The organism is Rhodosalinus sediminis, assembly GCF_003385555.1.
Lineage (GTDB): Bacteria > Pseudomonadota > Alphaproteobacteria > Rhodobacterales > Rhodobacteraceae > Rhodosalinus > Rhodosalinus sediminis.
On the sequence record NZ_QOHR01000017.1, the window covers coordinates 37,331 to 60,529 of the forward strand.

A 23,199-nucleotide genomic window follows, 5' to 3' on the forward strand; every position below is an offset into this window, starting at 1 on the left:
GCCGAAATGCGCGGGCCGCGCCAACCGCCGCGAATCGCGGCTCAGGTGACGGCGCGCAACTGTTGCCGCGGCGCCGCGGTCCCGGCCTTGAGCGCGTCGTAGGGATCCTCGGGGGCGAGGATCATGTCCACCACCTGCCGCAACAGCTGCCGGCGCCCACGCGCGGAGTAATAACCGCCGGGCACTTGGCTCGTCTCGAGAAGGTAGCGCCGGAACTCCCGGTAGGCGCGGGCGTCGGGGCGCACCGGCCGGCGGAAGAACTCGGGCAGGGGCTGCTCGGAGACGAACTCGGGCTTGGCGTAGACGGCGCGGCCGAAGCAGCGCAGCGGCAGACCCCGCCAGAGCGCCTGCTGCCCGGCGGTGGAATTGACGGTGACCGCGCTGCGCGCCTCGTCGAGGAGCCGGGCGAGCTTGCCGCCGCGGACGTAGTGCAGGCGGTCCTCGATCCCGTGGGACCGCGCGAGACGGGAGAGGGTGCGGCGCACCTGCGCGCGCCCGTCCTCGAGCGGGTGATCCTTCACGACCAGGTGGTGATGGCGCGGCGCGCCGGCGGCGAAGCCGGAGAGTACCAGATCGAGGAACTCCGCGGTGCTGGCGAAGGGCGAGTGGCTCTGGAAGGCGCTGTCGTGCTCGAGCTGCAGAAGCACGAGGTGATAGGGAAAGCCCCCGCCGCGCACCCGCCGTGTGGCGAGCGCGCGCTCGGCGCGCAGCGCGGGCATCGTCAGGAGCCGCTTCAGGTAGAGGCGGAACTCCTGCCCGACGTCGAGCGCGCGATGCGGGCGAAAGCCCCGGTAGGCGCCGTTCCGCAGCAGGACGTGGAAATGGTAGAGCGCGCCGTAGAAGACGTGCTGGCGCGTGTCGCCCCAGTGCGCGGGCGGCAGCGGATCGTCCGGGTCCGACAGCGCGAGGGCGGCCTGCATCTCGGCCACGCTCATCTCCATCAGCCGGGAGTTGCCGTTGGAGCCGCCGCGCTCGTAGGTGACCCACCAGGGCCGGAGGTAGCCCTCCTCGAAGACGTGCACGGTGAGGCCGCGCGCCCGGGCGGCGGCGACGGCGGCGGCGTGCACCGGCCGCGTATCGCCGTAAAGGACGAGGTCGGTCACGCCCTGCGCGTCGAGAAGCGCGGCGAGGCGATCCGGCCAGTCCTCGGGCGCCGCGCGATAGGGGATGTAGCGCGCGCGGTCGGACCAGAAGGCCGCGTCGCCCGCGTTGAAGCCCACCCGCCAGACCGTCGCGCCCGCGCGGCGCAGCATGGCCCCGAGCGCGTCGAAGAAGGGCCCGTGCGGCCCCTGGAGGAAGAGAAACACCCTGCCGTCGCCGGTCGCGGTGGTCATCGGTCGCATCGCCCTTACATCTCCCCGCTCGGGTAGGATAGGAACGCGCCGAAATTATGACCGCCCGAAGGGGCGAAAGGGAGAGCAGGGCATGTTCACGGGCATCGTCACCGATCTGGGCGAAATCCGCAGCCTCGAGCGCCGCGGCGACACCCGCGCGCGGATCGCCACGGGCTACGACACGGGCACCATCGAGATCGGCGCCTCCATCGCCTGCGACGGCGTGTGCCTGACGGTGGTGGCGCTCGGGCCCGACTGGTTCGAGGTGGACTACTCCGCCGAGACGCTGTCCAAGACGAACCTCGGGCACTGGACGCCGGGCAAGCGCGTCAACCTCGAGCGCGCGCTGAAGGTCGGCGACGAGCTCGGCGGGCACATCGTCTCGGGCCACGTCGACGGCGTGGCTGAGGTCGTGGCGGTCGAGGAGGAGGGCGACAGCACCCGCGTCACCTTCCGCGCGCCGGAGGGGCTGGCGAAGTTCATCGCGCCCAAGGGCTCGGTCGCGCTGAACGGTACCTCGCTCACCGTGAACGACGTCGCGGGGCGCGACTTCGGCGTGAACTTCATCCCGCATACCAAGGAGGTGACGACCTGGGGCGAGGTGGCGCCGGGCGATGCCGTCAACCTCGAGATCGACACGCTCGCCCGCTACGTCGCGCGGCTCGCCGAGGCCGGCTGACGCGCGCGACGGCCGGCCGGAGCAGGGGGGCTGTCTGCCCCCCTCGGCGGCTGCGCCGCCTCACCCCCCGAGAGTATTTGGGCCAAGATGATGGGGTGTGTAGGCTCCATCATCTTGGCGAAAATACTCCGGGGAGCGCGAGGGGCAGAGCCCCTCGCCCGTATCCGCGGGCGCAGGTGGCGACCTTCCGCGCCTTCGACGGGCCGCGTCAGGGCTCGTCGCGGCAGAAGAGGTCGTAGACCGTCTCCAGCATCTTCCGGGGGCGATCGTCGGCGAGGCGGTAGTAGATGGTCTTGCCGTCGCGGCGGGGCACCACGAGGCCCTCGAGGCGCAGGCGCGAGAGTTGCTGCGACACGGCCGCCTGGCGGGCCGAGAGCAGCTCCTCGAGCTCGGTCACCGACTTTTCGCCGGTGACCAAGTGACAGAGGATCATCAGCCGGCCCTCGTGGCTGATCGCCTTGAGGAAGGCCGAGGCGGTCTCGGCCTTGTCGACGATTCGGTCGAGCTCGGCTTCCGTCATGCCGGGGTCGATGACGGGCAATGCCATTGCGCGGGCCTTTCCTGCGGTGCTGATGTCTGCGGCGGCGGCGCTCAGAAGGCGATGTCCATCTCGATCGCGGCGATGCCCGCCTCGGCGCAGACGTCGTCGAGCGACGGGCTCGGCGCGCCGGAGACGCCGATACCGGCGACCACGTCGCCGTCGCCGGCGCGGATCATCATGCCGCCGCCGAGCGGCAGCGCCTGCGACAGGTGGCGGATGCCGGAGGCCTCGGTGCCCGCCTCGGTCGCCTCGGCGAGTTCGGAGGTGGGCGTGCGGAAGCTCACCGCGGTCCAGGCCTTGCGCAGCGAGGTCTCGTGGACGTGGGCGCCGGCGAAGCGGTCGCGCACGAAGACCTGAGGCGTTCCGAAGCGGTCGGTGACGGTGACGCCGACCTGGTAGCCCTCGGCGCGGCAGTGCTCCAGCGCGGCGGTGGCGGCGCGCTGCGCCAGCTCGGGCGTGAGCGCGCGGAACTCCACGAAGGCGTCCTGCGCGAGCGCGGGCGCGGCGACGGTGCTCGCGCTGAGCGCGGCGGCGGCGAAAATCTTCTTCATGTCCCTCCTCCCTCTGTGTCGTCTGCAGCGTCGGGGGCGTAGTCGGTGTGCTCTTCGAGCATCTGTCCGAGCAGGCCCCAGAAGAAATCCTCGCCCGGGTAGCCCTCGAGGCGGGCGATCTCCGCGCCGTTCTCGACGAGGACGAAGGTCGGCGTGAAGACCACCGGGCGGTCGAAGGTCATGCCCTCGGGCGGCGCCTCGCGCAGGCGCACGGTGGTCAGGGGCGCGAAGCGGCCCTCGTCGGTCTTGGGGTATTCCGGCGCGACCTCGCGCATCCAGGCCTCGCAATAGGTGCAGCCGGGCTGTTCCACCATGACGAGGTCGGCCGCCTGCGCAGGCAGGGGCGCGAGCAGGGCGGCGGCGAGGAGCGCGCGGCGCATGGGCATCTGCCTCTTGATCGGACGGGCCGTTTCACTCAACGTAATATGAATACGTGAATGGCACAAGGAGCGGCCATGCTGGAGATTTCCTTCGCGGGCGCGGCGGCGGCGGGGCTCCTGTCGTTCTTCACGCCCTGCATCCTGCCGATGGTGCCGTTCTACCTGAGCTACATGGCCGGCGTCTCGATGCAGGAGCTGCGCGGCGACGGGGCGATCGCGCCGGGGGCGCAGCGCCGGCTCGTGATCTCGGCCGTCGCCTTCGCGCTCGGCGTGACGACGATCTTCGTGCTGCTCGGCATGGGCGCGACCGCGGTGGGCGAGGCCTTCGCCGCCTGGCGCGAGCCGCTGCGCTACGTCGCGGCGGCGGTGCTCGCGGTCTTCGGGCTGCATTTCCTCGGGGTGCTGCGCATCGGCTTTCTCTACCGCGAGGCCAAGATCGAGAGCACGGCGGAGCCCTCGACGCTCTTCGGCGCCTACGTCATGGGGCTCGCCTTCGGCTTCGGCTGGACGCCCTGCGTGGGCCCGGCGCTCGCCTCGATCCTGATGATCGCGAGCGGCATGGGCGACATCGCGCGGGGCGGGCTGCTTCTGATGGTTTACGGGCTGGCGATGACGGCGCCCTTCGTGGTGGCGGCCTTCTTCGCGCGACCGTTCCTCGGCTGGGTGCAGCGCCATCGCGGCCTGATGCGCCACGTCGAGACGGCGCTCGGCGGGATGCTTCTGCTCTTCGCGGCGCTGATCGCGACGGACATGGTCAACGTCATCGCCAACTGGATGATCGAGGTGGCGCCCGGCTTCACCCGCCTCGGCTGAGACCGTCACAGGGAGGAGAGAACCATGACCGGATGGACGAGACGCGCGATTCTCGGGATCGCGGCGGCGGCGGCGCTGGCCCTGCCCGCGGGCGCGGAGACGCGGATGGGCGACGACGGGCTGCACAAGGCGCCCTGGATGGCGCAGACCTTCATGGACCTGCGCGGCGACCTCGCGGAGGCGCGCGCGCAGGGCAAGCGCTTCGCCATCATCTTCGAGCAGCGCGGCTGCATCTACTGCAAGAAGATGCACGAGGAGGTCTTCCCGCGCCCCGAGATCGCCGACTACATTGAGGAGAACTTCTTCGTCGTGCAGCTCAACCTGCACGGCGACCTGGAGGTCACCGACTTCGACGGCGAGGTGCTGCCCGAGAAGGCGATGGCGCGGAAGTGGGGGATTCTCTTCACCCCGACGCTGATGTTCTTCCCCGAGGAGGTGCCCGAGGACACGAGCGCGCCGGAGGCGGCGGTGGCCACGATGCCGGGCGCCTTCGGCTGGCAGACGACGCTCGACCTGCTGACCTGGGTCAAGGAAAAGCGCTACGCCATGGACACCGACGAGGACTTCCAGCGCTACCACGCCCGCCGCATCCGCGAGCGCGCGGAGGGCGCCGACTGAGGTCATGCCGCGACGCAGCATGTTATTCACATCCGTGAATTCGTTGTTGCGTTGCGACACTATGTCGCCTACGGTATACAAAGCGAGCGGTCGGCGACGGACCGGCAAGCCAAGGGAGGATTCATGAAACAGACCGCAACCATCCTTGCGAGCTGCGTCATCGCGCTGGCCGGCGCGGCGCAGGCCGACGAGGGGGCCTACGCGCAGGAGATCAGCTTCGGCGAATACGGCGGCGTCGCCGAGCCGCTGACCGACACGCCCGGCGACCCCGAGCGCGGCGCGGAGATCATGGTGACCAAGTCGGAGGGCAACTGCATCTCCTGCCACATGGTCAGCGCGCTGGATTTCGCGCCCTTCCACGGCGAGGTCGGCCCGCCGCTCGACGGCGTCGCGGATCGCTGGGACGAGGCGCAGCTGCGCGGTCTGCTCGTCGACGCGAAACAGACCTACCCGGGCACGATCATGCCGGCCTACTTCAAGACCTCCGGCTACGTCCGTCCCGGGCAGGCGTTCACCAAGAAGCCGGCGGAGGAGCCGCTGCCGCCCCTGCTTTCGGCGCAGGACATCGAGGATGTGGTCGCGTTCCTGTCCACCCTGCACTGGGAAGACTGACGCGATCGCGCGCCCCGGACACCGATGCCCGGAACCCATGAAGGAGAGGATCGAGATGGATTTCACCAGACGTGAGACACTGGCGCTCGGCGCCGGCGCGGCGGCCCTGACGCTGCTGCCGGTCGGCGCTTCGGCGGCCACCGTTGACGAGCTCGTCAACGAATTCACCGGCGGCGCGGACGTCGCCGAGGGCGGCGTGACGCTCGACGCGCCCGAGATCGCGGAGAACGGCAACACCGTGCCGATCAGCGTCTCGGCCGAGGGTGCGGCGTCGATCATGGTGCTCGCGGCCGGCAACCCGACGCCGCCCGTGGCCACCTTCAACTTCGGCCCGCTCGCTGGCTCGTCGAGCGCGAGCACGCGCATCCGCCTCGCCGGCACGCAGGACGTGATCGCCGTGGCGAAGATGGCCGACGGCAGCTTCGCGCGCACCTCCAAGGAAGTGAAAGTCACCATCGGCGGCTGCGGCGGCTGAGAGAACAGGAGGACACGACCATGGACAACGTCAGACCCCGCGTCCGCACGCCGCGCTCCGCCTCCGCAGGCGACGTGGCGACGATCAAGACGCTCATCAGCCACCCGATGGAATCGGGTCAGCGCAAGGACAGCCAGGGCAACACCATCCCGCGGCAGATCATCAATCGCTTCACCTGCGACTTCAACGGCGAGAACGTGATCGACGTGACGATGGAGCCCGCGATCTCCACGAACCCCTACTTCGAGTTCGAGGTTAAGATCCCGGAATCGGGCGATTTCCAGTTCACCTGGTACGACGACGACGGCTCCGTCTACGAAGAGACCAAGTCCGTCGAGGTGAGCTGAGCCAAGCGCCGGGCCGCACCCGCGCCCCAAGGCAGATCCGCCCCGCGCGTCCGTCGCGCGGGGCGGCCCCAAGGGAGGAAGCGAATGAAATTCAACACAATGACGGCCGCCGCGGCGCTCGCTCTCGTGACGCCGGCGATGCTGGCCGCGAACCCGGACGCCAAGCTCGTGGTCAACGGCCAGATCGAGATGACGACCGAGACCGAGGCGCCCGAGCATCTCGACGGCCTGCGCACCATCCGCTCCGGCTGGACCTTCCGCACGGAAGAGACCCAGTCGCTGCAGATGGACGACTTCGACAACCCGGCGATGATCTACGTCGACGAGGCGCGGGACGCCTGGTACGCGAAGGACGGCGCCGCCGATCAGTCCTGCGCGAGCTGCCACGAGGACCCGGAGTCGCTCGAAGGGCTGCGCGCCGAGCTTCCCAAGTGGAACGAGGAGGCGGGCAAAGTCTACACGGCCGAGATGTACGTCAACGAGTGCCGGACCGAGCGCATGGAGGCCGAGCCCTGGGGCTGGGACAGCCAGGAGATGAAGAACATGACGGCGCTCATCTCCTCCGTCTCGCGCGGCATGACGGTGGACGTGCAGATCGACGGCCCCGTGCGCGAGACCTGGGAGCGGGGCAAGGAGATCTACTACACCCGCTACGGCCAGCTCGAGCTCGCCTGCGCGACGTGTCACGAAGAAAACTACGACATGAATATCCGCGCTGACCACCTGAGCCAGGGGCACATCAACGGCTTCCCGACCTACCGGCTCAAGCAGGCGAACCTCGTGTCGATGCACAACCGCTTCAACGGCTGCATCCGGGACACGCGCGGCGTGCCGTACGAGATCGGCAGCGAGGATTTCGTGGCGCTCGAGCTCTACGTCGCCTCGCGCGGCAACGGGCTTTCGGTCGAGGGACCGGCCGTCCGCAACTGATCCGCATGACAGCACGACACGGCATATCCCCTCCCGCCCAGGCGGGAGGGGACTGACCGCCGACCNGCTCTACGTCGCCTCGCGCGGCAACGGCCTCTCGGTCGAGGGTCCGGCCGTCCGCAACTGAGGCTCGTGACAGCCTGACACGCCATATCCCTCCCGCCCGCGCGGGAGGGGCATGGCCCCTCTCATCCTGACGAACGACAAGAACGGAGCCTGGCACCGATGATCTCCCGCCGCGATTTCCTGCAAGCGAGCATGGCCGCCTCCGCGCTGGTCGGGGCCTCGGGCTTCGGCAACTGGTCGCGGCTCGCGGCGCAGCAGGCGCTGACGCAGGACCAGCTTCTGGAGTTCGACAGCTTCGGCAACGTGTCGCTGATCCACATCACCGACATTCACGCGCAGCTGAAGCCGATCTATTTCCGCGAGCCCTCGATCAATCTCGGTGTCGGCCCGAACAAGGGCGAGGTGCCGCATATCACCGGCGCCGATTTCCGCCGCCTTTACGGCATCGAGGACGGCAGCCCCTCGCACTACGCGCTGACCTACAACGATTTCTCCGCGCTGGCGCAGACCTACGGCAAGATGGGCGGCATGGACCGCGTCGCCACGGTCGTGAACGCGATCCGCGCCGAGCGGCCCGACGCGCTGCTGCTCGACGGCGGCGACACGTGGCACGGCAGCTACACCTGCTACCACACCGAGGGGCAGGACGTCGTCAACGTGATGAACAAGCTGCGCCCCGACGCGATGACCTTCCACTGGGAGTTCACGCTGGGACAGGACCGCATCCGCGAGCTGGTCGAGGGGCTGCCTTTCGCCGCGCTCGGGCAGAACGTCTTCGACGCGATGTGGGACGAGCCGGCCGAGCGCTTCAAGCCCTACGAGTTCTTCGAGCGCGGCGGCGTCAAGATCGCGGTGATCGGGCAGGCCTTCCCCTACATGCCGATCGCCAACCCCGGCTGGATGTTCCCCGACTACACCTTCGGCATCCGCGACGAGAACATGCAGGCGATGGTCGACGAGGTGCGCGCGCAGGGCGCCGAGCTCGTCGTCTGCCTCAGCCACAACGGCTTCGACGTCGACAAGAAGATGGCGAGCCAGGTCTCGGGCATTGACGTGATCCTGACGGGGCACACCCACGACGCGCTGCCCGAGCCGGTGATGGTGGGCGACACGATCCTGATCGCCAGCGGCTCGAACGGCAAGTTCGTGAGCCGCGTCGATCTCGACGTGCGCGACGGGCGCATGATGGGCTTCCGCCACAAGCTGATCCCGATCTTCTCGGACGTGATCGAGCCGGACCCGGAGGTCGCCGCCGCCATCGACGCCGAGCGCGCGCCCTTCGAGGCGGAGCTTTCGGAAGTGATCGGCCAGACGGAGAGCCTGCTCTACCGCCGGGGCAACTTCAACGGCACCTGGGACGACCTGATCTGCGAGGCGCTGATCGAACAGCGCGACGCCGAGATCGCCATGTCGCCGGGCGTGCGCTGGGGCCCCTCGATGATCCCGGGGCAGGACATCACCCGCGAGGACATCTGGAACGTCACCTCGATGACCTACGGGCGCGCCTACCGCACCGAGATGACGGGGGAATTCCTGAAGGTCGTGATGGAGGACGTCGCCGACAACCTCTTCAACCCCGACCCCTACTACCAGCAGGGCGGCGACATGGTCCGGATGGGCGGCCTCGGCTACCGCATCGACGTGACCGCGCCGGCGGGCGAGCGGATCTCGGAGATGACCTTCCTGAAGACCGGGGAGCCGATCGACCCCGCCCGTTCCTACGTCGTCGCCGGCTGGGCCAGCGTGAACGAGGGGACCGAGGGACCGCAAATCTGGGACGTGGTGGAGGATCACATCCGCCAGAAGGGCACCATCAGGATGGAGCCGAACACCTCCGTCGAGGTCACGGGCGTCTGAGACGCCCGGCCTCGCGGGGCCGCAGTCTGTCCATCGAATTCACGAAAGCGAATTCGATGATCTGAAGGGAGACGCAGAGAGATGACGCAGAGCTTCAAGGGACCGACCCCCTCGCGCCGGCAGTTCCTGTCCGGCGCGGCGGCCGCCGGCGCCGGCGCGGTCGCGGCTTCGGCCAGCGGCGCGGCGACGCCGGATCCGAAGATCACCGAGCTTCAGCCGTGGGCGACCGGCTTCGGCGAGGGCGTGGACGCCACGCCCTACGGCATGCCGATCGAGTTCGAGGATCATGTCATACGCCGCAACGTCGAATGGCTGACCGCGGACACGATCAGTTCGATCAACTTCACGCCGATCCACGCGCTCGACGGCACGATCACGCCGCAGGGCTGCGCCTTCGAGCGCCATCACTCCGGCGCGATCGAGCTCCGCAAGGAGGATTACCGGCTGATGATCAACGGCCTCGTGGACCGGCCGCTGGTCTTCTCCTACTGGGATCTGGAGCGCCTCCCGCGCGAGCAGCACGTCTATTTCTGCGAATGCGCGGCGAACTCCGGCATGGAATGGGCCGGCGCGCAGCTCAACGGCGCGCAGTTCACCCACGGCATGATCCACAACATGGAATACACCGGCGTGCCCCTGCGCACGCTCCTGCAGGAAGCGGGCCTCGAGGCCGCGGGCGACCTCGAGGACAAGTGGATCTACGTCGAGGGGCACGACGCCTCCTCCAACGGCCGCTCGATCCCGATGTCCAAGGCGATGGACGACGTGCTCGTCGCCTTCAAGGCCAACGGCGAGGCGCTCCGCAAGGAGCACGGCTATCCCGTGCGCCTCGTGGTGCCGGGCTGGGAAGGCAACATGTGGGTGAAGTGGCTCCGCCGCGTGGAGGTCACCGACGCCGCCGTCGAGAGCCGCGAGGAGACCTCGAAGTACACCGACGTCCTCGAGGACGGCACCGCGCGCAAGTGGACCTGGGAGATGGACGCGAAGTCGGTCATCACCTCGCCCTCGCCGCAGGCGCCGATCCAGCACGGCCCCGGCCCGCTCGTCATCACCGGCCTCGCCTGGTCGGGGCACGGCGCGATCACGCGGGTGGACGTCTCCAAGGACGGCGGCAAGACCTGGGAGACCGCGCGCCTCGCGCAGCCGGGCGATCCCAAGGCCGTCGCGCGCTTCTACCTCGACACGACGTGGGAGGGCGAGGAGCTGCTCCTGCAGTCCCGCGCGATCGACGAGACCGGCTACGTCCAGCCCACCAAGGCGCAGCTCCGCGAGGTGCGCGGGCTGAACTCGATCTATCACAACAACGCCATCCAGACCTGGCACGTCAAGACGAACGGAGAGGCCGAAAATGTCGAAGTCTCTTAAGCTCTACGGCGGTTCGGCCCTCGGCGTCGCCGTCGTGCTGACGGCGGCCTATAACTTCGCCGACCGCAACGTGACCGCCTATCCCGAGCGCGCCGCGCTCGCCGGGCCGGACCCGATGCTCGCCGAGCGCGCGCCCGAGCCCGAGCCGTCCGGCGGCCTGATCGCGGCGGCGAACGCCGAAGCGAGCGGTGCCGGCGCGGTCTACGGCCTCGGCCGTGAGGCGCTTCCGCAGGAAATCGCGGCCTGGGACGTGGACATCATGCCCGACGGCAGCGGCCTGCCCGAAGGCTCGGGCTCGGTCCGCGACGGCGAGATGCTCTTCTCGCAGAACTGCGCCGTCTGTCACGGCGAGTTCGCCGAGGGCGTCGGCAACTGGCCTCCGCTCGCGGGCGGCGACGGCACGCTCGCCGACGAGGACCCGGTCAAGACGATCGGCAGCTACTGGCCCTATCTCTCGACCGTCTGGGACTACGTGCACCGCTCCATGCCCTACGGCGCGGCGCAGACCCTCTCGGACGACGAGGTCTACGCCATCACCGCCTACATCCTCTACTCCAACTTCCTCGTGGAAAGCGACTTCGTGCTCTCGGACGAGAACTTCACCGAGGTGGAGATGCCGAACGCCGATGGCTTCATCGTCGACGACCGGCCCGAGACCGAATACGTCAAGTGGCGCACCGAGCCCTGCATGGAAAACTGCAAGGACGAGGTTGAGATCACCATGCGCGCCACGATCCTCGACGTGACGCCGGAGGACGAGGCCGAGGCCGAGACCACCGAGCAGGCCGCCGCCGAGCCGGTCGAGGCCGCGGCGCCCGCCGACGAGGGCGGCGACGGCATGCAGATCGACATGGCGCTCGCCGAGGAGGGCGAGGGCGTCTTCCGCCAGTGCAAGGCCTGCCACATGGTCGGCGAGGGCGCGCAGAACCGCGTCGGCCCGCAGCTCAACGATCTGATCGGACGGCCCATGGGCGGGATCGACGGGTTCCGCTATTCTGCCTCCATGGAGGAGATGGGCGAAGAGGGCATGGTCTGGAACGAGGAGACGCTCGCCGAGTTTCTCGTCAAGCCGCGTGACTACGTGGAAGGCACGACCATGTCCTTCAACGGCCTGCGCAGCGATGAGGACGTGGCGGCCGTGATCGAGTTCCTCAAGACCCATCAGTCCGACTAGATGGCGCGGATCGCGGCCCATATCGCCGTGATCCTCACGGCGGCGGCGCTCCCCGGGGGCGCCGCCGTCGCGCTCGAAGAGGCCGCGCCCATCGGCGACGCCGAGCGCGGCGCGGAGCTCTTCACCGACTGCGTCGGCTGCCATCAGGTCGGGCCGGAGGCGGAGAACCGCATCGGCCCGCATCTCAACGACATCTTCGGCCGCCGCGCCGGCGCGATCGAGGGCTTCCCCTACTCCGAGGGCCTCGCGCGGATGGGCGCCGATGGGCTGACCTGGACGCTCGAGACGCTCGACGCCTACATCGAGAACCCGCGCGCCCTCGTCTCGCGCACGCGCATGGCCTACCCCGGCATGGAAAGCGCCGGGGACCGCGCCGACCTGCTCGCCTACCTCCGGCAGTTTTCGGCGAGCCCCGCGAACATCCCCGAGGCCGAGCCCACCGCCATCGTCCGCGAGGTCGACCTGCCGCCCGAGGTGCTCGAGATCGCGGGCGACCCGGCCTACGGCGAATACCTCTCGGCCGAATGCACCACCTGCCACCGCCGCGACGGGGCGAGCGACGGCATCCCCTCCATCACCAACTGGCCGGAGGAGGACTTCGTCGTCGCCATGCACGCCTACCGGCAGGAAATCCGCCCCCACCCGGTGATGCAGATGATGGCCAAGCGCCTCTCCGACGACGAGATCGCGGCGCTCGCGGCCTACTTCGCGCGCATCGACTGACGCGGCCCGCCCCCGCGGCCGACGTCCTTTTTTCGCCGCGCCGCGCGCGCCGCCGTCCCGCGCCCGACCGGCCCCCGCGGAACGCGCGCCCCCGAGCGGCCCGCCGCGCAAACCATCCGCTCCACCGCCCGCGGCCCACGCGCCCCTGGCGCCTTGTCCCCCCGCGTCGGCGCGAGGAAACTCTGGACCGAGAGGCGACGAGAGGGCACCATCATGACGCTGCGTAAAAAGCACGACGCGGGGGCATCCCGCGCGAGAAAGGGAGGAGACATGACACTCGACCGACGCGCCTTCATCGGCACGACGGCCGCCGCGGCGGCCACGCTCGCCGCGCCCATGGTCCGCGCGCAGGGACGGCCCCGCGTCGTCGTCGTGGGCGGCGGCTGCGGCGGCGCCACCGCCGCGCGCTACATCGCCAAGGACAGCGAGGGCGCCATCGACGTCACGCTGATCGAGCCCACGCGCACCTATTACACCTGCTTCTTCTCGAACCTCTACATCGGCGGCTTTCAGGAGATGGACGACCTCGGCCACGGCTACGGCACGCTGGCCGCGGACTACGGGATCAACGTCGTCCACGACTGGGTCACCGCCGTGGACCGCGACGCCAAAAGCGTCACGCTGGCGAGCGGCGGGGCGCTCCCCTACGACCGGCTGGTCGTGAGCCCCGGCATCGACTTCGTCGAGGGCTCGGTCCCGGGCTGGAGCGTGGCGGACCAGGACGCGATGCCCCACGCCTACAAGGGCGGCACGCAGGCCGAGCTTCTCAAGGCGCAGGTCATGGCCATGCCCGAGGGCGGGCGCTACGCCATGGTCGCGCCGCCCAACCCCTACCGCTGCCCGCCGGGCCCCTACGAGCGGGTCTCGATGGTCGCCCACGCGCTCAGTCAAGTGAACCCGACCGCCAAGATCCTGATCGTGGACCCCAAGGCGAAGTTCTCCAAGCAGGCGCTCTTCGAGGAGGGCTGGCAGAAGCACTATTCCGGCATGATCGAGCGCATCGGCCCCGACTTCGGCGGCGACAAGGTGGAGGTCGATCCGGCCGCGATGACGGTCTCGATCGACGGCATGGTGGAGAAGGTGGACGCCTGCAACGTGATCCCGGCGCAGAAGGCGGGCCGCATCGCCCATCAGGCGGGCCTGACCGAGGGGAACTGGGCGCCGGTCGAACCCGACAGCATGCGCTCGAAGAAGGACCCCAACGTCTGGGTTCTGGGCGACGCGACGAGCCAGGGCGACATGCCGAAATCCGGCTTCTCCGCCAACAGCCAGGCCAAGGTCGCCGCCATGGCGATCCGGGGCGAGCTCACCGGCAGCGCGGTCTTCCCGGCGCGCTACTCCAACACCTGCTGGTCGCTGATCGCCACCGAGGACGGCGTGAAGGTCGGCGCCTCCTACGAGCCCACCGAGGAGAAGATCGCCTCCGTCTCGTCCTTCATCAGCGACACCGGCGAGGACGCGGCGCTGCGCCGCCAGACCTACGAGGAAAGCCTCGGCTGGTATTCCGGCATCACGAGCGACATGTTCGGCTGACGCGCCCGCGGCCGGCCGCACCGACGGGCGCGGCCGGTCCGCCCGACAGGGCCGGCGGAGCCCGTCGCGCCGGCGCCGCGTGCCCGACCGGCTGAGGGGGTCCCCGATCGCCCGCGCGGGGGCCGGTCCTTCTTCTTGGCTCAAATATCCTCGGGGGGTGAATTGGCCGCAGGCCAAGAGGGGGCGGACAGCCCCCCTGCCTCCGGCGCCCGCCGTCCGGCATGCCGTTGTCTTCCGTCCCGCGCTGCGACATAGTGCCCTTTGGGGAAGCGAGGCCCGGGGAGGGCTGACATGCTGGAACTGTTTCCGGAAACATGGATCGTCGCGGCGGTCGGTGTCGCGGGGGGCGTGCTTCTGGGCCTCGCCGCGCGGCTCGGGCGCTTCTGCACGCTCGGCGCGATCGAGGACCTCCTCTACGGCGGCAGCGACACGCGGCTCCGGATGTGGTGCCTCGCCATCGGCGTCGCCGTGGCGGGCAGTTTCGCGCTCGCGGGGCTCGGGCTCTTCGATCCGGGGGCGAGTTTCTATCACTCGATCCGCTGGATGCCGCTCGCCTCGATTCTGGGCGGGCTCGCCTTCGGCTACGGCATGGCGCTCGCCGGGAACTGCGGCTACGGAGCGATCGCGCGGCTCGGCGGCGGCGATCTGCGCAGCTTCGTGATCGTTCTGGTGATGGGCGTCTCGGCCTACGCGGTGCTCGCCGGGCCGCTCGCGCCGCTGCGCAACTGGCTCTTCCCGCAGGAGGCGGTGACCGGCACGCCGCCGGCGCTGGCGGCCTACGCCGCGGCCTGGACCGGGCTGCCGCCCGCGCTCTTCGGCCTCGCGGCGGGCGCAGGCCTCATCGCGCTCGCGCTCGCCTCGCCGGAGCTGCGCCGCAGCCCGAAATCGATCTTCTGGGCCGCCGTCGTCGGGCTCGCCGTGGTGAGCGGCTGGGCGGGCACCCACTGGGTCGCCGCGACGGGCTTCGAGGCGCTGCCCGTGGTCTCGCATTCCTTCTCGGCGCCGGTGGGCGAATCGATCCTCTTCGCCATGACCGGCAGCGCGCGGCCGCTGAGCTTCGCCGTCGGCTCGGTCGCGGGCGTCTGGCTCGGCGCCTTCATCGGCTCGCTCGTGAAGGGCCACTTCCGCTGGGAGGCCTGCGAGGACCCGCGGGAACTCCGCCGCCAGATCTTCGGAGCGATCCTGATGGGCGGCGGCGCCGTGGTCGCCATGGGCTGCAGCGTCGGGCAGGGGCTCACCGCCTTCTCGACGCTGGCGGTGAGCGCGCCGGTCACCTTCCTCGCCGTCTTCGCGGGGGCCGCGCTGGGGCTGCGCCAGCTGATCGAGGGGTTCCGCCAGCCGGCGGAGTGAGCGCTCAGGCGGCGTCGCGCCCCGTCACCTGCCCGAGAAGCGCGGGGATGTGTGTCTTGAACCGGAAGAAGCCGTGCGTCGCGTGCGGCCATGCGGCGGCGTCGAGCGCGCGCACGTGGCGCAGCACGCCCGTCCCGGCGAGCGCGTCGGCCGCCGGGCCGGTGCAGGGCCAGGGCGTGACCACCTGCGCGAGCCCCTCGCGCGCGGCCCAGTCGGCGATCTGATCGGCGCTCCCGAGCCGGGTCACCGGCCCGAATCGCTCCGACCAGCGCGCGGCGGTGTCCTCCATCGCGCCCGCGACATGGGCGCTCACATGCGGCGCGACGGCGAGCGGGCTCAGGCCCGCGGTGCAATCGAGGAAGGCCGTCGCGCGGGGCTGCACGCCGCTTTCGAAGAGAAACCCCGGCGCGAGGTCCTCCTCGGTCAGGAGGAGCCCGGTGGGCGCCGCCGGGTCGATCGGATCGGAGACCGGCGCGGGGCCGAGCGGCGGATGCTCCGGCCCGTCGAAGGGCGGCGCGCTCGTGGCGAGGCCCTCGGGGCGGAAGCGCCCGCCGGTGTACTTGGCGATGTTGTCGGGCCGCGCGAGGTAGCTCTTGCCCTTCGTCTGCAGCCCCGCGACCCAGCGCCACGACAGCGTGTTGGAGGCCGGATCGCCGTCGAGCAGGTGGCGCAGGAAGAAATCTGCGCCGAGTTCCCACGGCAGGCGCAGCGTGAAGATCCAGATGGAGGCGAACCACATCCGCGCGTGGTTGTGCAGGTACCCGGTCTCGACCAGCTCGCGCGCCCAGGCGTCGAAGGCGTCGATCCCCGTCTCGCCGTGGCAGGCGGCCTCCCAGTCGCGGCGCAGGCCGCCCTCGGTCGCGACGCGGTCGAGCGCGCGGGCGAGGCCGGCGCGGTACATCGTCCAGACCGAGGGGCGGCGCTCCAGCCAGCCCTTCCAGAAGGTGCGCCAGACGACCTCCTGCACGAATTTCTCGGCCGCGTTCCGCGAGTGCCGCGCGAGGACGGCGGCGAGCACCTCCTCCTCGGTGATCAGGCGCCGGCGGATCCACGGCGAAAGCTGCGAGACGCCGTCATGCGCGTCGCGGCCCATGTCGTGATTGCGCCGGCGCGCGTAGTCGGCGCCCGCGCGGGGCAGGAAATCGCGCAGCCGTTCGAGCCCGGCGGCCCGGGTCGGCGGAAAGCGGTCGAGCGGGGGGAGGGGGGCGGTATCCGTCATCGGGAGCCGAGCTAGCGCGGCCTGCCCCCGCGCCAAGCGTGAGGGTCGCGCCCTTGCAGGGGTCCGGTGCCGGCACTAAGACTCCGGGGTCAGACGGAGACCCGGCAGCACAAGCGCAGGCAGGAGCAGCATGAACGACCCGATCGACACCTACATGAACACGCTCGTCCCCATGGTGGTCGAGCAGACCAGCCGGGGCGAACGCGCCTACGACATCTTCTCGCGCCTGCTGAAGGAGCGCATCGTCTTCGTCTCCGGCCCGGTGCACGACGGGATGTCGAGCCTCGTGGTCGCGCAGCTCCTGCATCTCGAGGCGGAGAACCCGAAGAAAGAGATCTCGATGTACATCAACAGTCCCGGCGGCGTGGTGACCTCGGGGCTCTCGATCTACGACACGATGCAGTACATCAAGCCGAAGATCTCGACGCTGGTGGTCGGTCAGGCGGCCTCGATGGGCTCGCTCCTGCTCACCGCCGGCTCGAAGGACCTGCGCTTCTCGCTGCCCAACAGCCGCATCATGGTGCACCAGCCCTCGGGCGGCTATCAGGGGCAGGCGACGGACATCATGATCCACGCCGAGGAGACGCTGAAGCTCAAGCGCCGCCTGAACGAGATCTACGTGCACCACACCGGCCAGACCCTCGAGGCGGTCGAGGCGGCGCTCGAGCGCGACAAGTTCATGTCCCCCGAGGACGCGAAGGAGTGGGGGCTCATCGACGAGATCGTCGAAAACCGCGGCAAGCACGAGGAGGCGGAAAGCTGATCCCAGTGTCTGGGAAACTTTGACATTGTAGAGGTCAGGAGGCTGCCCTAAGCTTCTCTAGACAGGCCAACCGCCGGCGCGCCACGCGGCGCCCGGCACGAGACCCGGCCGAAAGGTGGAAGATGGCGACGAATTCAGGCGACAGCAAGAACACGCTCTACTGCTCCTTCTGCGGCAAGAGCCAGCACGAGGTGCGGAAGCTGATCGCCGGGCCGACGGTGTTCATCTGCGATGAATGCGTCGAGCTCTGCATGGACATCATCCGGGAGGAGACGAAGGGCGCCGGCTTCAAGAGCTCCGACGGCGTGCCCACCCCGAAGGAAATCGCCGAGGTGCTCGACGACTACGTCATCGGGCAGGCGATGGCGAAGCGCGTGCTCTCAGTGGCGGTGCACAACCACTACAAGCGCCTCAACCACGCCGAGAAGTCGAGCGACATAGAGCTCAACAAGTCCAACATCATGCTGATCGGCCCGACGGGCTGCGGCAAGACGCTGCTCGCGCAGACGCTCGCCCGCATCCTCGACGTGCCCTTCACCATGGCCGACGCCACCACGCTGACCGAGGCGGGCTATGTCGGCGAGGACGTCGAGAACATCATCCTGAAGCTCCTTCAGGCGAGCGAGTACAACGTCGAGCGGGCGCAGCGCGGTATTGTCTACATCGACGAGGTCGACAAGATCACCCGCAAGTCGGAAAATCCCTCAATCACCCGCGACGTCTCGGGCGAGGGGGTGCAGCAGGCGCTCCTGAAGCTGATGGAGGGCACGGTGGCCTCCGTCCCGCCGCAGGGCGGGCGCAAGCATCCGCAGCAGGAATTCCTGCAGGTGGACACCACCAACATCCTCTTCATCTGCGGCGGCGCCTTCGCCGGGCTCGACCGGATCATCGCGCAGCGCCACAAGGGCAGCGCGATGGGCTTCGGCGCCGATGTGCGTGGGCAGGAGGATCTCTCCGTCGGCGAGATCTACGCCGACCTCGAGCCGGAGGACCTGCTGAAGTTCGGCCTGATCCCCGAATTCGTCGGCCGCCTGCCGGTCGTCGCGACGCTCGAGGATCTGGACGAGGATGCGCTGGTCGAGATCCTGACCGCGCCCAAGAACGCGCTCGTCAAGCAGTATCAGCGTCTCTTCGAGCTCGAGGACGTGACGCTCACCTTCACCGAGGAGGCGCTGCGCGCCATCGCCCGCCGCGCCATCCGTCGCAAGACCGGCGCTCGCGGCCTGCGCTCGATCCTCGAGGACATCCTCCTCGACACCATGTTCGAGCTGCCCGGCACCGAAGGCGTGACCGAGGTGGTCGTCAACGACGAAGTCGTGACCTCGGACTCCAAGCCGCTGATGATCTACGCCGATCAGCAGAAGGAGCCCGCCTCGGCCGGCTGACCGCGGCGAGAGCACGACTGTCGAAACCCGCGCGCCGGCGCGGGTTTCGTCGTTTCAGCGGGGGCGATGCGTCGCCTGCACGCTTTCCGGGATCGCGGCGGGCTCGAGCGCGGCCTCGGCTCGTCGGCCCGCGCGCGCCCCTGCCGCGTCTTGAGCCTGCGCGGCGTCGGTGAACGGACATGCGCGGGCGCGACGCTCCGCAGCGCCGCCACCGCAACTGGCCGGTCGAGGATTGGACCGGCGTGCCGGACCTCCGCGCGCAGGGCCTCGCGGGCCAGGTCGTGCGAACCGTCGGCGCGCAGATCGATTCGCCCCGCCAGCCCGTTCGCGCGAAGGAGCGCCCTGTCCGGCGCGTGGAGGCGCAGGCGCTGCGACGCCCCCCGCCGCAGGCGCAGCGCCGGCAGCAGGGCAGTCTCCGCGCCGATACGCGGTCGCCGGGGCCGGTCACGGCCAATGCGCCGCGGGCGAGAGGCTGCGCGCGGTCGGCACGCGCCGCCCCCTCGATCCTCGCCGTATCCGTCGCGCCCGTCATTCCGGCGTCCGCCCGTCGCGCAGACACGGGCGAGCGGGCCGCGCGCCCGCACAGGCCGCGCCGCTCTGGACCTCGCGCCTGCGCTGGTCCATATGACACAGGACAGCCGGAGGACCGCATGGGCATCTTGAGCTTCCTCAACCGCGTCGTGACCTGGTGGAACGGGCAGACGATCGGCACGCAGATCTTCACCTGGCGCAACGGCGTGAAGGTGGGCGAGGACGAGGCCGGCAATGCCTTCTACCGCAACGCCGACGACACGAAGCGCTGGGTGATCTACAACGGCGAGGCGGAGGCGAGCCGCGTCTCGCCCGACTGGCACGGCTGGCTGCATTACACATGGCACGAGCCGCCGACCGAGCGGCCGATGCAGCACAAGGCCTGGGAGCGCCCGCATCAGGAGAACCTGACCGGCACCGCGCTCGCCTATGCGCCCGCGGGGTCGATCCGGCGGGTCAACCCCGAGCCGCGCCGCGATTACGAGCCCTGGACGCCGGAGTGAGCGCGCGATGAGCCACAGCGCGGGCGAAATCGTGCTCGGCGCCGCGGTGCTCGCCGTGGCGGCGGGCTTCGTCGTCTACGCCGGGCAGGTCACGGGCTTCGGCGGCGAGCGGGGCGGCTATCCGCTCACCGCGAGCTTCCGCTCGGCCGAGGGGGTGACCGTGGGCACCGACGTGCGCCTCGCGGGCGTCAAGATCGGCACCGTGACGGACGTGGCGCTCGACACGCAGACCTACCGCGCCGAGACGACCTTCACGCTGGATCAGGGCGTGCGCATCCCCGACGACAGCGCCGCGGTCGTGGCCTCCGAGGGGCTTCTCGGCGGAAACTTCGTCGAGATTTCGCCCGGGGGCTCCATGGGCTACTTCGCGCCGGGCGAGGAGATCATCGACACTCAGGGCGCGGTGAGCCTCACCTCGCTTCTCGTGCGCTTCGTCTCGGGCGAGGGGGAGGAATGATCCGCGCCGCGCTCTGCGCCCTCGCGCCCGTCATGGCCGCCGCCGCGCAGGACGACGCGCGCGAGGCCGAGCGCGGCACCGGCGCGGTGCTGCGCGCGCTCGACAAGATCAGCGGCGCGGTCGAGGACGTGACCCTCCGCAACGGCGCCCGGACGGAGCTCGGGCGGCTCGAGATCCGGCTGGAGGAGTGCCGCCACCCCGCGGGCAGCCCCGCGACCGACGCCTGGGCCTTCCTCGAGATCCGCGACGCGGGCGAGGCAGAGCCCGTCTTTCGCGGCTGGATGGTCGCCTCCTCGCCGGCGCTCAACCCGCTCGATCACGCGCGCTTCGACGTCTGGGTGTTGCGCTGCACCACCTCCTGACCCGAGGCGGGCAGGGCGGGGGCGGTGAAATCCGCCTCCCGCGCGAGCGCGCGGGCGAGCCGGCGGTGATACTCGGCGCGCGAGATCTCCACTGCGCCGAGCGACGCGAGATGCGGCGTCAGGAACTGCGTGTCGAAGAGCAGGAAGCCCGCGCGCCGCAGCCGGTCCACGAGCCACGCGAGCGCGATCTTGGACCCGTCGGTGCGGCGCGAGAACATGCTCTCGCCGAAGAAGGCCGCGCCGAGCGTGACGCCGTAGACCCCGCCGGCGAGGCGCCCCTCCATCCAGACCTCCAGCGAATTGGCGTGCCCGAGGCCGTGCAGCGCGAGGCAGAGCCGCCGGATCTCGGCGTTGATCCAGGTCTCCTCCCGGTCGGCGCAGGCGTCGATCACGCCCTCGAAGTCGGCGTCCACCGTCACGCGGTAGTCGTCGCGCCGCAGCCGCCTCGCGAGCGAGCGCGAGATGCGGAACCCGTCGAGCGGGATCACCCCGCGGCGGCGCGGATCGACCCAGAACAGCTCCGGGTCGTCGTGGCGCTCGGCCATCGGGAACAGCCCGGCCGCATAGGCGCGCAGCACCAGCTCGGGCGTCAGCCCTCCGCCGTCCAGCGGCGCGCCGCTCATCGCGCGCGCGTCAGGCCGCCGCCTGACGCTCGAGCCAGTGTTCGAGCCAGTGGATCGTGTAGTCGCCGGTGCGCACGGCCTCCTCCTCGAGAAGCGCGCGGAAGAGGGGAATCGTCGTGTCCACCCCGTCCACGATCAGCTCGCCGAGCGCGCGGTTGAGCCGCGAGAGCGCCTCCGCCCGGTCGCGCCCGTGCACCACGAGCTTGCCGATCAGGCTGTCGTAGAAGGGCGGGATCACGTAGCCGTCGTAGATCGCCGAATCCATGCGCACGCCGAAGCCGCCGGGTGCGTGATACTGCGTGATCCGCCCCGGCGAGGGGGCGAAGTCGGGCATCCGCTCTGCGTTGATGCGCACCTCGATCGCGTGACCGTGGATCGCGAGGTCGTCCTGCGTGAAGGACAGCGGGTAGCCCTCCGCGACGCGGATCTGCTCGCGCACGAGATCGACGCCGAAGATCGCCTCGGTCACCGGGTGCTCGACCTGAAGGCGGGTGTTCATCTCGATGAAGTAGAACTCCCCGTCCTCGTAGAGGAACTCGATCGTACCGGCCCCGGAATAGCCGAGCTCGGCCACCGCCTCGGCGCAAACGCGGCCGATGCGCGCGCGCTCCTCGGCCGTGACGGCCGGGCCGGGCGCCTCCTCCAGCACCTTCTGGTGCCGGCGCTGGAGCGAGCAGTCGCGCTCGGCGAGGTGCACGGCGCCGCCGCGCCCGTCGCCGAAGACTTGCACCTCGATGTGGCGCGGGCGCTCGAGGTACTTCTCGAGATAGACCTCGTCGTTGCCGAAGGCGGCCTTCGCCTCGGCCCGCGCGGTGAGGAAGGCGCGCTCCATCTCCTCGGCGTCGCGGGCGACCTTCATGCCGCGCCCGCCGCCGCCGGCGGTGGCCTTCACGATCACCGGATAGCCGATGCCGCCCGCGATCTCGAGCGCATCGGACAGCTCCGACACGCCGCCCTCGGAGCCTGGCACGCACGGCACGCCGAGCCGCTTCATCGTCTCCTTGGCGGCGATCTTGTCGCCCATGACGCGGATGTGCTCGGCCGAGGGGCCGATGAAGGCGAGCCCGTGATCCTCCACAATCTGCACGAACTGCGCGTTCTCGGACAGGAAGCCGTAGCCGGGGTGAATCGCCTGCGCGCCGGTCACCTCGCAGGCGGAGATGATCGCGGGCATCGAGAGATAGCTCTGCGCCGCCGAGGGCGGGCCGATGCAGACGCTTTCATCGGCCATGCGCACGTGCATCGCGTCGGCGTCGGCGGTGGAGTGCACGGCGACGCTGGCGATGCCCATCTCGCGGCAGGCGCGGACGACGCGCAGGGCGATCTCGCCCCGGTTGGCGATCAGGATCTTGTAGAACACGCGCGCCTCATTCGATGATGACGAGCGGCGCGCCATATTCGACCGCTGCGCCGTCCTCGACGAGGATGCGCTTGACGGTCCCGGCGCGCGGCGCGGGGATGTGGTTCATGGTCTTCATCGCCTCGACGATGAGGAGTGTGTCGCCCTCCGAGACCGGCGTGCCGACCGAGACGAAGGACGCCGCGCCCGGCTCGGGCTGCAGGTAGACCGTGCCCACCATCGGCGAGGTGACGGCGCCCGGATGCGCCGCCGGATCCTCCGGCGCGGCGGGCGCCTCCGCGGCGGGGGCCGGCGCCGCCGCGGGCGGCGCGAGCGCCGCCGGGGCCGCCGGCGGCGGGGGCGGCGTGGCCGGCGCGCGGCTCAGCGTGACGTCGAGGCGGTCCTCCTCGCCGCGCTGGCGCGCGACGGAAATCTCGCTCAGCTCGCTGTCGCGCAGAACTTCCGCGAGCGCACGGATGAAGGCCACGTCGTCGTCATGCGGGTGCGTCGTCATCGGATCCTCGCGCCGTTGCCGGAAAACCGGGGGCCGCGCCCCGGACCGCGCCCTCTATAGGGGAAGGGCGCGGGAGAGGGAAGCGGGCAGAGGCGCGCAGGCCGCCGGGTCAGCCGCGGGCCCGCTCACTCCCGGTTCATGCGGTTTTCGACGAG

At 70.2% G+C, this 23,199-nt stretch carries 26 protein-coding genes; 18 read left to right on the forward strand and 8 right to left on the reverse strand.

What is annotated here, in order from left to right:
- Positions 1–41: 41 nt before the first annotated feature.
- Positions 42–1,334 carry a capsule biosynthesis protein gene (locus tag DRV84_RS11435; protein WP_115980735.1) on the reverse strand — a complete coding sequence of 431 codons (1,293 nt, stop codon included), beginning with the start codon at positions 1,332–1,334 and terminating at the stop codon, positions 42–44.
- A 91-nt stretch (positions 1,335–1,425) separates the two neighbouring features.
- Here DRV84_RS11435 and DRV84_RS11440 point away from each other — a divergent pair, with 91 nt between their 5' ends.
- Positions 1,426–2,013: a riboflavin synthase gene (locus DRV84_RS11440; RefSeq protein ID WP_115980738.1), complete on the forward strand. Its 588-nt coding sequence runs from the start codon at positions 1,426–1,428 to the stop codon at positions 2,011–2,013.
- A 208-nt stretch (positions 2,014–2,221) separates the two neighbouring features.
- On the opposite strand, the gene DRV84_RS11445 is transcribed toward DRV84_RS11440, so the two are convergent.
- The 3 genes from DRV84_RS11445 to DRV84_RS11455 are packed head-to-tail and all read right to left on the reverse strand — an operon-like array spanning position 2,222 to position 3,491.
- Entirely contained in the window at positions 2,222–2,560 is a 339-nt protein-coding gene (locus DRV84_RS11445) for an ArsR/SmtB family transcription factor (protein WP_115980741.1), read from the reverse strand.
- Positions 2,561–2,604: 44 nt separating this feature from the next.
- The gene (locus DRV84_RS11450) at positions 2,605–3,105 is read right to left on the reverse strand and encodes a GlcG/HbpS family heme-binding protein (protein WP_115980743.1); all 501 of its coding nucleotides are present in this window, start codon (positions 3,103–3,105) and stop codon (positions 2,605–2,607) included.
- The gene (locus DRV84_RS11455; protein WP_115980746.1) at positions 3,102–3,491 is read right to left on the reverse strand and encodes a thioredoxin domain-containing protein; all 390 of its coding nucleotides are present in this window, start codon (positions 3,489–3,491) and stop codon (positions 3,102–3,104) included. Before DRV84_RS11455 ends, DRV84_RS11450 begins: the two co-directional genes overlap by 4 nt.
- A gap of 69 nt (positions 3,492–3,560) precedes the next feature.
- Here DRV84_RS11455 and DRV84_RS11460 point away from each other — a divergent pair, with 69 nt between their 5' ends.
- The 12 genes from DRV84_RS11460 (at position 3,561) to DRV84_RS11515 (ending at position 15,348) form a co-directional block, all read left to right on the forward strand.
- Positions 3,561–4,298 (forward strand): cytochrome c biogenesis CcdA family protein, encoded by a 738-nt coding sequence (locus DRV84_RS11460; RefSeq protein WP_115980749.1) that lies wholly within the window; start codon positions 3,561–3,563, stop codon positions 4,296–4,298.
- Positions 4,299–4,322: 24 nt separating this feature from the next.
- Positions 4,323–4,916: a thioredoxin family protein gene (locus tag DRV84_RS11465; protein ID WP_115980751.1), complete on the forward strand. Its 594-nt coding sequence runs from the start codon at positions 4,323–4,325 to the stop codon at positions 4,914–4,916.
- Between the two features lie 123 nt (positions 4,917–5,039).
- The gene (soxX, locus tag DRV84_RS11470; RefSeq protein ID WP_115980754.1) at positions 5,040–5,528 is read left to right on the forward strand and encodes a sulfur oxidation c-type cytochrome SoxX; all 489 of its coding nucleotides are present in this window, start codon (positions 5,040–5,042) and stop codon (positions 5,526–5,528) included.
- 55 nt (positions 5,529–5,583) lie between these two features.
- The gene (gene soxY / locus DRV84_RS11475) at positions 5,584–6,003 is read left to right on the forward strand and encodes a thiosulfate oxidation carrier protein SoxY (RefSeq protein WP_115980812.1); all 420 of its coding nucleotides are present in this window, start codon (positions 5,584–5,586) and stop codon (positions 6,001–6,003) included.
- Between the two features lie 20 nt (positions 6,004–6,023).
- Positions 6,024–6,350, forward strand: coding sequence for a thiosulfate oxidation carrier complex protein SoxZ (gene soxZ / locus DRV84_RS11480; RefSeq protein ID WP_115980757.1), 327 nt, complete (start codon positions 6,024–6,026; stop codon positions 6,348–6,350).
- Positions 6,351–6,434: 84 nt separating this feature from the next.
- Positions 6,435–7,280: a sulfur oxidation c-type cytochrome SoxA gene (gene soxA, locus DRV84_RS11485; protein WP_115980759.1), complete on the forward strand. Its 846-nt coding sequence runs from the start codon at positions 6,435–6,437 to the stop codon at positions 7,278–7,280.
- Between the two features lie 225 nt (positions 7,281–7,505).
- A complete protein-coding gene (gene soxB, locus DRV84_RS11490; RefSeq protein WP_115980762.1) occupies positions 7,506–9,203 on the forward strand; it encodes a thiosulfohydrolase SoxB in 1,698 nt (565 codons plus the stop codon).
- An 81-nt stretch (positions 9,204–9,284) separates the two neighbouring features.
- On the forward strand, positions 9,285–10,568 hold the full coding sequence (gene soxC, locus DRV84_RS11495; protein WP_115980764.1) for a sulfite dehydrogenase: 1,284 nt from the start codon (positions 9,285–9,287) through the stop codon (positions 10,566–10,568).
- Positions 10,552–11,742 carry a c-type cytochrome gene (locus tag DRV84_RS11500; protein WP_115980767.1) on the forward strand — a complete coding sequence of 397 codons (1,191 nt, stop codon included), beginning with the start codon at positions 10,552–10,554 and terminating at the stop codon, positions 11,740–11,742. Before soxC ends, DRV84_RS11500 begins: the two co-directional genes overlap by 17 nt.
- On the forward strand, positions 11,743–12,465 hold the full coding sequence (locus DRV84_RS11505; RefSeq protein ID WP_192881418.1) for a c-type cytochrome: 723 nt from the start codon (positions 11,743–11,745) through the stop codon (positions 12,463–12,465).
- 270 nt (positions 12,466–12,735) lie between these two features.
- Positions 12,736–13,998 (forward strand): NAD(P)/FAD-dependent oxidoreductase, encoded by a 1,263-nt coding sequence (locus DRV84_RS11510; RefSeq protein ID WP_115980770.1) that lies wholly within the window; start codon positions 12,736–12,738, stop codon positions 13,996–13,998.
- A gap of 291 nt (positions 13,999–14,289) precedes the next feature.
- Positions 14,290–15,348, forward strand: coding sequence for a YeeE/YedE family protein (locus DRV84_RS11515; protein ID WP_115980772.1), 1,059 nt, complete (start codon positions 14,290–14,292; stop codon positions 15,346–15,348).
- Positions 15,349–15,352: 4 nt separating this feature from the next.
- Here DRV84_RS11515 and DRV84_RS11520 read toward each other — a convergent pair whose 3' ends face one another.
- Positions 15,353–16,567, reverse strand: a complete 1,215-nt coding sequence (locus DRV84_RS11520; RefSeq protein ID WP_115980775.1) for an FAD-binding domain-containing protein — start codon at positions 16,565–16,567, stop codon at positions 15,353–15,355.
- A 130-nt stretch (positions 16,568–16,697) separates the two neighbouring features.
- Between DRV84_RS11520 and DRV84_RS11525 the strand changes: the two genes are divergently transcribed.
- From DRV84_RS11525 to DRV84_RS11545, 5 genes are all read left to right on the forward strand, one after another.
- A complete protein-coding gene (locus tag DRV84_RS11525) occupies positions 16,698–17,330 on the forward strand; it encodes an ATP-dependent Clp protease proteolytic subunit (protein WP_115980778.1) in 633 nt (210 codons plus the stop codon).
- Positions 17,331–17,452: 122 nt separating this feature from the next.
- The gene (clpX, locus tag DRV84_RS11530) at positions 17,453–18,715 is read left to right on the forward strand and encodes an ATP-dependent Clp protease ATP-binding subunit ClpX (RefSeq protein WP_115980781.1); all 1,263 of its coding nucleotides are present in this window, start codon (positions 17,453–17,455) and stop codon (positions 18,713–18,715) included.
- 650 nt (positions 18,716–19,365) lie between these two features.
- Positions 19,366–19,749: an NADH:ubiquinone oxidoreductase subunit NDUFA12 gene (locus DRV84_RS11535; RefSeq protein WP_115980783.1), complete on the forward strand. Its 384-nt coding sequence runs from the start codon at positions 19,366–19,368 to the stop codon at positions 19,747–19,749.
- A 7-nt stretch (positions 19,750–19,756) separates the two neighbouring features.
- Entirely contained in the window at positions 19,757–20,206 is a 450-nt protein-coding gene (mlaD, locus tag DRV84_RS11540) for an outer membrane lipid asymmetry maintenance protein MlaD (RefSeq protein ID WP_115980786.1), read from the forward strand.
- Entirely contained in the window at positions 20,203–20,568 is a 366-nt protein-coding gene (locus tag DRV84_RS11545; RefSeq protein WP_115980789.1) for a DUF2155 domain-containing protein, read from the forward strand. Before mlaD ends, DRV84_RS11545 begins: the two co-directional genes overlap by 4 nt.
- Here DRV84_RS11545 and aat read toward each other — a convergent pair.
- The 3 genes from aat to accB are packed head-to-tail and all read right to left on the reverse strand — an operon-like array spanning position 20,523 to position 23,044.
- Positions 20,523–21,191, reverse strand: coding sequence for a leucyl/phenylalanyl-tRNA--protein transferase (aat, locus tag DRV84_RS11550; RefSeq protein WP_115980792.1), 669 nt, complete (start codon positions 21,189–21,191; stop codon positions 20,523–20,525). The two genes, DRV84_RS11545 and aat, sit on opposite strands and share 46 nt — an antisense overlap.
- 10 nt (positions 21,192–21,201) lie before the next feature.
- Positions 21,202–22,551 carry an acetyl-CoA carboxylase biotin carboxylase subunit gene (gene accC / locus DRV84_RS11555; protein WP_115980795.1) on the reverse strand — a complete coding sequence of 450 codons (1,350 nt, stop codon included), beginning with the start codon at positions 22,549–22,551 and terminating at the stop codon, positions 21,202–21,204.
- A gap of 7 nt (positions 22,552–22,558) precedes the next feature.
- Complete coding sequence (accB, locus tag DRV84_RS11560; protein ID WP_115980798.1) at positions 22,559–23,044, reverse strand: acetyl-CoA carboxylase biotin carboxyl carrier protein; 486 nt, start codon at positions 23,042–23,044, stop codon at positions 22,559–22,561.
- Between the last annotated feature and the right edge of the window lie 155 nt (positions 23,045–23,199).

Bases quoted from the DNA above. Each gene is read 5' to 3' on its own strand.
- DRV84_RS11435 (WP_115980735.1), bottom strand. From the start codon at position 1,334: ATGACCACCGCGACCGGCGACGGCAGGGTGTTTCTCTTCCTCCAGGGG.
- DRV84_RS11440 (WP_115980738.1), top strand. From the start codon at position 1,426: ATGTTCACGGGCATCGTCACCGATCTGGGCGAAATCCGCAGCCTCGAG.
- DRV84_RS11445 (WP_115980741.1), bottom strand. From the start codon at position 2,560: ATGGCATTGCCCGTCATCGACCCCGGCATGACGGAAGCCGAGCTCGAC.
- DRV84_RS11450 (WP_115980743.1), bottom strand. From the start codon at position 3,105: ATGAAGAAGATTTTCGCCGCCGCCGCGCTCAGCGCGAGCACCGTCGCC.
- DRV84_RS11455 (WP_115980746.1), bottom strand. From the start codon at position 3,491: ATGCCCATGCGCCGCGCGCTCCTCGCCGCCGCCCTGCTCGCGCCCCTG.
- DRV84_RS11460 (WP_115980749.1), top strand. From the start codon at position 3,561: ATGCTGGAGATTTCCTTCGCGGGCGCGGCGGCGGCGGGGCTCCTGTCG.
- DRV84_RS11465 (WP_115980751.1), top strand. From the start codon at position 4,323: ATGACCGGATGGACGAGACGCGCGATTCTCGGGATCGCGGCGGCGGCG.
- soxX (WP_115980754.1), top strand. From the start codon at position 5,040: ATGAAACAGACCGCAACCATCCTTGCGAGCTGCGTCATCGCGCTGGCC.
- soxY (WP_115980812.1), top strand. From the start codon at position 5,584: ATGGATTTCACCAGACGTGAGACACTGGCGCTCGGCGCCGGCGCGGCG.
- soxZ (WP_115980757.1), top strand. From the start codon at position 6,024: ATGGACAACGTCAGACCCCGCGTCCGCACGCCGCGCTCCGCCTCCGCA.
- soxA (WP_115980759.1), top strand. From the start codon at position 6,435: ATGAAATTCAACACAATGACGGCCGCCGCGGCGCTCGCTCTCGTGACG.
- soxB (WP_115980762.1), top strand. From the start codon at position 7,506: ATGATCTCCCGCCGCGATTTCCTGCAAGCGAGCATGGCCGCCTCCGCG.
- soxC (WP_115980764.1), top strand. From the start codon at position 9,285: ATGACGCAGAGCTTCAAGGGACCGACCCCCTCGCGCCGGCAGTTCCTG.
- DRV84_RS11500 (WP_115980767.1), top strand. From the start codon at position 10,552: ATGTCGAAGTCTCTTAAGCTCTACGGCGGTTCGGCCCTCGGCGTCGCC.
- DRV84_RS11505 (WP_192881418.1), top strand. From the start codon at position 11,743: ATGGCGCGGATCGCGGCCCATATCGCCGTGATCCTCACGGCGGCGGCG.
- DRV84_RS11510 (WP_115980770.1), top strand. From the start codon at position 12,736: ATGACACTCGACCGACGCGCCTTCATCGGCACGACGGCCGCCGCGGCG.
- DRV84_RS11515 (WP_115980772.1), top strand. From the start codon at position 14,290: ATGCTGGAACTGTTTCCGGAAACATGGATCGTCGCGGCGGTCGGTGTC.
- DRV84_RS11520 (WP_115980775.1), bottom strand. From the start codon at position 16,567: ATGACGGATACCGCCCCCCTCCCCCCGCTCGACCGCTTTCCGCCGACC.
- DRV84_RS11525 (WP_115980778.1), top strand. From the start codon at position 16,698: ATGAACGACCCGATCGACACCTACATGAACACGCTCGTCCCCATGGTG.
- clpX (WP_115980781.1), top strand. From the start codon at position 17,453: ATGGCGACGAATTCAGGCGACAGCAAGAACACGCTCTACTGCTCCTTC.
- DRV84_RS11535 (WP_115980783.1), top strand. From the start codon at position 19,366: ATGGGCATCTTGAGCTTCCTCAACCGCGTCGTGACCTGGTGGAACGGG.
- mlaD (WP_115980786.1), top strand. From the start codon at position 19,757: ATGAGCCACAGCGCGGGCGAAATCGTGCTCGGCGCCGCGGTGCTCGCC.
- DRV84_RS11545 (WP_115980789.1), top strand. From the start codon at position 20,203: ATGATCCGCGCCGCGCTCTGCGCCCTCGCGCCCGTCATGGCCGCCGCC.
- aat (WP_115980792.1), bottom strand. From the start codon at position 21,191: ATGAGCGGCGCGCCGCTGGACGGCGGAGGGCTGACGCCCGAGCTGGTG.
- accB (WP_115980798.1), bottom strand. From the start codon at position 23,044: ATGACGACGCACCCGCATGACGACGACGTGGCCTTCATCCGTGCGCTC.